Annotated in this window: 6 protein-coding genes; 3 read left to right on the top strand and 3 right to left on the bottom strand. The window is 37.5% G+C overall.

Features of this window, described 5'->3' with window-relative positions:
* A partial coding sequence (rplT, locus tag ACOVO2_RS20235) for a 50S ribosomal protein L20 (protein ID WP_421771720.1) occupies positions 1 to 202 on the bottom strand: 202 nt, incomplete at its 3' end.
* Positions 203 to 460: 258 nt separating this feature from the next.
* A complete protein-coding gene (gene rpmI, locus ACOVO2_RS20230; RefSeq protein WP_188765259.1) occupies positions 461 to 655 on the bottom strand; it encodes a 50S ribosomal protein L35 in 195 nt (64 codons plus the stop codon).
* Between the two features lie 268 nt (positions 656 to 923).
* On the opposite strand from rpmI, the gene dnaE reads away from it, so the two are divergent.
* On the top strand, positions 924 to 4,502 hold the full coding sequence (gene dnaE / locus ACOVO2_RS20225; protein ID WP_421771719.1) for a DNA polymerase III subunit alpha: 3,579 nt from the start codon (positions 924 to 926) through the stop codon (positions 4,500 to 4,502).
* An 88-nt stretch (positions 4,503 to 4,590) separates the two neighbouring features.
* Positions 4,591 to 4,914: a thioredoxin gene (trxA, locus tag ACOVO2_RS20220; RefSeq protein WP_421771718.1), complete on the top strand. Its 324-nt coding sequence runs from the start codon at positions 4,591 to 4,593 to the stop codon at positions 4,912 to 4,914.
* Between the two features lie 66 nt (positions 4,915 to 4,980).
* Here trxA and ACOVO2_RS20215 read toward each other — a convergent pair whose 3' ends face one another.
* Positions 4,981 to 5,679, bottom strand: coding sequence for an SIR2 family NAD-dependent protein deacylase (locus ACOVO2_RS20215; RefSeq protein WP_421771717.1), 699 nt, complete (start codon positions 5,677 to 5,679; stop codon positions 4,981 to 4,983).
* A gap of 157 nt (positions 5,680 to 5,836) precedes the next feature.
* On the opposite strand from ACOVO2_RS20215, the gene ACOVO2_RS20210 reads away from it, so the two are divergent.
* A partial coding sequence (locus ACOVO2_RS20210; RefSeq protein WP_421771716.1) for a WD40/YVTN/BNR-like repeat-containing protein occupies positions 5,837 to 7,495 on the top strand: 1,659 nt, incomplete at its 3' end.

Raw genomic sequence — 7,495 nt, 5'->3', positions numbered from 1 at the left:
CAGCGTTGATACGAACAATCCACAAACGACGATAACTTCTTTTCTTTTGTTTACGACCTGAATAGGCATAAACTAAACCTTTTTCAACGGCGTTTTTTGCAACCGTCCAAACATTTTTTCTGCGTCCGTAATAACCTTTGGCTAATTTGAGGACTTTCTTGCGTCTTGCTCTTGACGCAACGTGGTTTACACTTCTTGGCATTTTTTTGTTGTTTTTGTTTTTTGACGTTGGCGGCTAATTCAATTGAGAATGTAGAATTAAGAATGTAGAATGGTTAGATTCTTCAATTCATAACTCATAATTCATAATTCATAACTCTTTAGTGCCATTTGTCGGGTGAAACATTGGCAGTGTGTCGATTTTCGACTATCTGCGTTAACCATGTAATTGAAAAACGGTTTTGAATGATGACAACGAAAAATAATTCGTCAATCGTAATTCAAAAATTCGTCACTCGTATTACATACATAATAATCCTTCGATACGATTAGTATCAGCCGAACTTACAAGGGTAGCCTTAACTAAGTTACGCTTACGCTTGTTTGATTTTTTTGTTAGGATGTGGCTATGAAAAGCGTGTTTACGCTTAATCTTTCCTGTTCCTGTAATTTTGAAGCGTTTTTTCGCTCCAGAATTGGTTTTTTGCTTTGGCATCGCTAAAACATTAAGTATTGAACAAAAAGTAAATTGGGGTGCAAAGATACGAGTTGATATTGAGTTTTCAAATTTTTTTGAAAATGTTTTCAATTATAAACTTGATAATCAACGATTTAATTTTTGATATCTAAATTTCTAACAAAAAACTCACACTTTTTGAGTAAATTTATGGTTAAACTCGTAGTACAATTTCACAAATTGTGCATCAGTATAGGGCAAATTAGAAAAATTGTCCGACAAATAATTCAAAATAAAATTCAGTAGAATGCAATTCTCGCACTTACATAATCATACTCAGTTTTCGTTGCTCGATGGAGCTTCCGATATCAAAAAACTCTTCAAAAAAGCTCAAGCCGATAATATGCCCGCTATGGCAATTACCGACCATGGTAATATGTTTGGGGTTTTTGATTTTGTGGCAACCGCAGGCAAATTTGGCGTAAAACCTATCGTTGGTTGTGAGTTTTATGTGGTAGAAGACCATCATCGTAAGCAATTCACGAAAGACCAAAAAGATAAGCGTTATCATCAGCTTTTATTAGCCAAAAATGCACAAGGCTATAAAAATCTCGTAAAACTTTGTTCTTTGGGTTATATCGAAGGTCTTTATGGTAAATATCCACGTATCACTAAAGCCATGATTGACCAGTATAAAGATGGTTTGATTGCCACTACGTGCTGTATTGGAGCTTCTGTGCCACAAATGATTCTCAAAAAGGGAGAGGAGGAAGGAGAAAAGGAATTTCAATGGTGGTTGGATAGATTTGGGGAAGATTATTATGTAGAACTTCAACGACATGATATTCCAGAACAAATCAAGGCAAATGAAGTCTTGGTTAAATTTGCGAAGAAATACCAAGTAAAAGTTATTGCTTCAAACGATAGCCACTACGTTGACCAACAAGATTGGGTGGCTCATGATATTTTGTTGTGTGTCAATACCAACGAAAAGTTTTCGACCCCTTCGGCAAAGGATTTTAATGATGATGAAGGCTCATCGAAAGATACTCGTTTTGCCTTTTACAACGACCAGTTTTATTTCAAGACTACGCAAGAAATGACCACGTTGTTTAGCGATATGCCAGAGGCTATCGACAACACCAACGAAATTGTTTCAAAAGTAGAAACTTTGAAATTGAAGCGAGACATCATGCTTCCCAACTTCCCGATTCCGAACGAATTTAAAATTCATGACGATGACGTTGCTAATCAGTGGGAATACTTGAAGCACCTTACCTATGAAGGTGCAAGAAAACGATATAGTGAGATTTCGGTTGAAGTGCAAGAACGCCTTGATTTTGAGTTGTTTACCATCAAATCAATGGGTTTTGCGGGTTACTTTCTTATCGTATCTGATTTTATCAAGGCTGGGCGAGACATGGGCGTAATGATTGGGCCTGGTCGTGGTTCGGCGGCTGGCTCGGCGGTGGCTTACTGTATCGGTATCACCAACATTGACCCAATTAAGTATCAGCTACTCTTCGAGCGTTTCTTGAATCCTGACCGTAAGTCAATGCCCGATATTGATACTGACTTTGACGATGAGGGGCGTCAGAAAGTTATTGATTATGTGGTTCAGAAATATACCAAAAATCAAGTTGCTCAAATTATTACCTATGGTACAATGGCCACAAAATCAGCCATAAAGGATGTAGCACGTGTGATGGAATTGCCTTTAGCCGATGCCAACTATATCGTGAAACTCGTGCCTGACAAGCCCGCTTACGGTATTGATTTCGAGAAAATGGTCAATTATCCACTCGAAGGAAAAGGCAGTTTGGTGGAGGTTGGTATTCAGCCCGACGAGATAGAAAATGTGAAGAAGTTTAGGGCGATGTATAACGGCAACGACCTGACGGGCAAGGTTTTACAACAAGCTCATAAACTTGAAGGAACAGTACGAAACACTGGTATCCATGCCGCAGGAATCATCATTGCTCCCGAAGATTTATTCAATATTTTGCCTGTTTCTACTTCAAAAGAAACAGAGTTGTTGATTACACAGTACGAAGGAAAGATTATCGAAGATGCAGGGGTAATCAAGATGGACTTCTTGGGTCTGCGAAATTTGACGATTATCAAAGACTGCCTCAGAATGATTAAGGAAAATCATGGTGTGGAAATAGATATTGATAATATTCCGCTCGATGATAAACTTACGTACGAACTTTTCCAACGTGGCGAAACCAATGCGGTGTTTCAGTTTGAATCCGATGGTATGAAAAAATACATGAAGGAACTCAAACCCGATAGGCTTGATGACTTGATTGCCATGAACGCCTTGTATCGCCCCGGCCCGATTGCGTATATTCCTAACTTCATCAATCGTAAACACGGTAGGGAAGAGGTAAAGTATGATTTGGCCGATATGGAGGAGTTTTTGGGTGAAACCTACGGAATTACGGTGTATCAAGAGCAGGTAATGCTTTTGTCGCAGAAGTTGGCTGGGTTCTCAAAAGGGGATGCCGATGTTTTGCGTAAAGCGATGGGTAAAAAAGACCGTGCGACACTCGATAAACTCAAACCAAAGTTTATGGAAGGAGCCATGGCTAAAGGTCATGATGGTAAAACGCTCGAAAAAGTGTGGACTGACTGGGAGGCTTTTGCATCTTATGCCTTTAATAAATCTCACTCGACTTGTTATGCTTTTGTGGCTTACCAAACGGCCTATTTAAAAGCTCATTACACCTCCGAATACATGGCGGCTGTAATGACTTCGCAGTTGGGTAATATTGATAAAATTACATTTTTCATGGAAGAATGTAAGGCACTCGGACTCCAAGTTTTGGGACCAGATGTCAACGAATCGCAGAAGCAATTTAGTGTAAACAAAAAAGGCGAAATTCGTTTCGGCATGGGTGGTATCAAAGGCTCGGGCGATGCAGCAGTTGATGCGATTATTGAGGAACGAAAAAAAGGACACTTTACTGATATTTTTGATTTTATTACTCGTGTAAACTTACGTACTGTAAATAAGAAAACACTTGAATCATTTGCTTATGCTGGTGCATTCGATTGCTTTACAGATTTACACCGAGGTCAGTTTTTCGATGAAACCGATGGCACAACTTTGATTGAAAAAATCATCAAATACGCCAATAAGTATCACGAAAATAAAGATGCAGGCCAAAATTCGCTATTTGGCGGCATGGGAGGTGCTTTTGATATTGCTAAGCCAAAGATTCCAGAATGTGAGAAATGGGGTGATATACAGAAGCTGAAATTTGAAAAAGAAGTTGTCGGATTCTACATTTCGGGCCATCCGCTTGATGAATTTAGACTTGAAATGCGTCGTTGTGTGCCACTCGACCAAGTTTTCGACCCACTCAATGCCAACAAAGAATTTGCCATTGGTGGGGTGGTTACGAGCGTGATGCACAAGACATCCAAAAACGGAAATCCGTTCGGAATTATGAAAATTGAAGATTATAATTCGAGCATGGAAATGATGTTTTTCGGACAAGACTTTGTGAATTTCTCGAAGTACATGCAAGTTGGTTTGTTTTTGTTCATTCGTGGAAAAGTACAAACCAAATGGGGGCGTGAAGGAGATTTTGAATTCAAGCCGCTTGGTATGGAATTGTTGAGCGAAATCAGAAATAAATTATTCAAAGAAGTGAAAATTTCGTTGGGCTTACAGTTTGTAAATGCCCAGTTGATTGAACAAATCCAAAAAACAACATCTCGTTATCCAGGTAGTTTTGATTTCAAAATGTCGGTCTACGATTCTGATGAAAAAATGGATGTAATGTTGCTTTCTCGTAAGCAAAAAGTAGCTTCAACCAACGATTTTGTAAAAGAATTAAAAGAGTTGGTTGGCGAAGAAAATGTTGTTTTGGCATAACGGAACTTTTATTTAATGCTGTTTTGTTATCTAATCAATAAAACAAATTATAAATAATATTTTTATTTCCGAAGAGGAATTTACAGAAATGGCAGGTAAAGCAATTGAAATTACAGATGCAAGTTTTGCAGAACTAATCAAATCAGAAACACCAGTGTTAGTTGATTTTTGGGCTGAATGGTGTGGACCATGTAAAATGATAGGACCAGTTGTTGAAGAAATTGCTGGTGAATTTGAAGGAAAAGCAATTGTTGGGAAATTAGATGTAGATGCTAACTCAAATGTTCCAGCAAGTTTTGGTATCCGTTCGATTCCAACTTTGATGATTTTCAAAGGTGGAGCTATGGTTGAGAAAATCGTTGGTGCAGTGCCAAAGAGTGTTTTAACTCAAAAATTGGAAGCACACGTTTAATACGAAAATATATAAGAAAAGCCTCTGTTTTTACCGAACAGAGGCTTTGGTTTTTAGAAGAATCATCTAAATGAATTCTCTTACGAGTTTTTGTGCCAATCGTGGCACGCCAACAGTGGCTGTTTCGGTTATGAAAGTCAAATTTTGATAAAGGTTAGAAACTTCTGGCATATTTGGGTCGATGATGTATTTGGGAGCATCATCTGATACATAACCAATCAATCCTGCGGCAGGATATACCTGCATCGAAGTACCAATTACTACGAATATATCAGCATTAAGGCATAAATCAGCTGCTGGTTCAATCATTGGAACCATTTCACCAAACCAAACTATATGCGGGCGAAGCTGTCCTCCATCCTCAGCTAAATCTCCAATTTCGATAGATTTTGCACCAATATCATAAATTAGGTTTTCGTTTTTGACGCTTCTTACCTTTGAAAGTTCACCATGAAGGTGTAAAACGTTTGTTGAACCTGCTTTTTCGTGCAAGCCATCAACATTTTGAGTAATGATTCTCACATCAAAGTATTTTTCTAAGTCAGCAAGTGCCAAATGCCCAGCGTTTGGTTGGGCTTCAGCGGCCTTTGCACGGCGTTCGTTATAAAATTGCAAAACCAACTTTGGGTTTTTACGCCAGCCTTCGGGAGTTGCTACTTCTTCAATACTATGATTTTCCCATAATCCGCCAGCATCACGAAATGTCATGATACCACTTTCGGCACTAATGCCTGCACCTGTCAAAACTACGAGTTTTTTTTTCATGTTTCTATTCTGCTTTGTGTGCTTCGTTCAATTATCCAAAATACGATACTTAGAATATTAAATGCAAATTTATTTTGCTTATCAATTTAATTTAAAATTTTACATTTTATGTACTTTTGTAAGATAATTTAAATGCTGTTTTCAATCCACTTTTTCAATGAAAAAAATTACTACACTTATTCTAATCTTTACTCCGTTCATCATTTTAGCTCAGATAAGCCCTCCACAAATCAATGGTACTGCCAAAAATTTATGTAACAATATTCCCATTACTCTATCTGCCACAGGTTGTAATGGAAATGTTATTTGGAAGAATGGTTTAACTGGGCAATCAATCATTGTTTCGCAGGCTGGAACTTACACTGCCAGATGCGTAGTCAATGGTACTCAAAGTGTTGATAGTGCTCCATTTGTTGTAAGTGCTAATCTATCAGGCACACTTAATTTTACTGGTCAAAATAATTGTTCCGCTTCAGATTTTGAGTTAAACGCAGTTAGTATACCAATAGGTACATATCCTCAGTTTTATAAAGATTTGCAAAGCGGTGTTGCTGTTCAATCAGTCAAAATAAAGCCTTCAGAAGGAGGTCTTTATACATTTAAAGCTTTTGATAAGATTGTTGGTACTTGGAATACTCAAAATACTAATTCTACCTTCAAAATTAACGATATATTTTTTATTAACTCAAATAAAGGGTGGGCTGTTGGTAGTGGTGGCCGAATTTATTATACGATAAACGGTGGTCAAACATGGAGTACAAGCTATGTTTCAAGTACTGTTGAATTAAAAAATGTTCATTTTGTTAGCGAAATGATTGGTTGGTGCGTTGGAACAACTGGTAAAGTTTATAAAACTACTAATGGTGGAGTTTCGTGGGTAAGTATTACAGTGAATGGTATTCTGAATACTGATATTGTTTATTCAGTGTATTTTGTCGATTCAAATACAGGTTGGATAAGTTTTAGCAATAAAGTGTATAAAACAGTTAATGCCGGAATTTCTTGGACACAGGAGTCTGTCATGGGCCCAGGAGCCTTAACTGATATTTATTTTTTAAATAATACAACTGGCTGGATTTTAACGCAATACTCTGACATACACAAAACCATAAATAGCGGTACTACTTGGACAAAACTAAACGCTCCAACTTTTGGTGAGAATATTAATGATATTCATTTTATAAATTCTAATTTCGGCTGTATAGTTGGAGATAAGGGTTTTTTAGCAATTTCTACGGATGGCGGACAAACTTGGGATACACAAAATGCGGGTACACTTAATAATTTAAAGAAAGTTCGATTTTTAAATGATTCAGAAGGATGGGTTGTTGGAGAAGGCGGATTAGTATTACATACCGATGACGGAGGGAGAAGTTGGTATAAGCAAACTATCGGTTTGACAGAAGGAGTTTTAGGACTATCTGTTTATGATGCCAACTCAGTTTGGATAGCAAGTGAGTTAGGCAAAATTAAGAAGTTTGAATCCACAAAGAAAGATTATTGCCCTTCAAACTCAGTTTTTATCAAACAAAGCCCTGAAAGGCCTGTAATTTCTAAATTATCATGCGATTTTCAAAGTACCAATCTGGCGGTTACAAATTGTTCGGGTGCGGTTAGTTGGAGTAATGGATTAACAACGCAAACCATACAAGTTAATCAAGCAGGCACATACACAGCGAAATGTAAGGTCGATGGTTGTTCGAGCATAGAAAGTAAGAGTATGGAGTTACTTTTCAATAATTCCTTAGATTTTTCCACGAATACCAATTGCCTATCTAATAGTCCAATTTTATTGGCTTCAAGTTCTAATGGAAAT

Origin of the sequence: Emticicia sp. (assembly GCF_049241225.1) — a bacterium.
In the GTDB taxonomy this organism is placed as follows: domain Bacteria; phylum Bacteroidota; class Bacteroidia; order Cytophagales; family Spirosomataceae; genus Emticicia.
Note: the sequence above shows the minus strand (reverse complement) of the source record. Positions and strands in the feature narration are given on the sequence as shown.

What these genes read in the sequence shown, in the direction of transcription:
- dnaE (WP_421771719.1), top strand. Translation starts at nt 924, where the DNA reads ATGCAATTCTCGCACTTACATAATCATACTCAGTTTTCGTTGCTCGAT.
- rpmI (WP_188765259.1), bottom strand. Translation starts at nt 655, where the DNA reads ATGCCAAAGCAAAAAACCAATTCTGGAGCGAAAAAACGCTTCAAAATT.
- trxA (WP_421771718.1), top strand. Translation starts at nt 4,591, where the DNA reads ATGGCAGGTAAAGCAATTGAAATTACAGATGCAAGTTTTGCAGAACTA.
- ACOVO2_RS20215 (WP_421771717.1), bottom strand. Translation starts at nt 5,679, where the DNA reads ATGAAAAAAAAACTCGTAGTTTTGACAGGTGCAGGCATTAGTGCCGAA.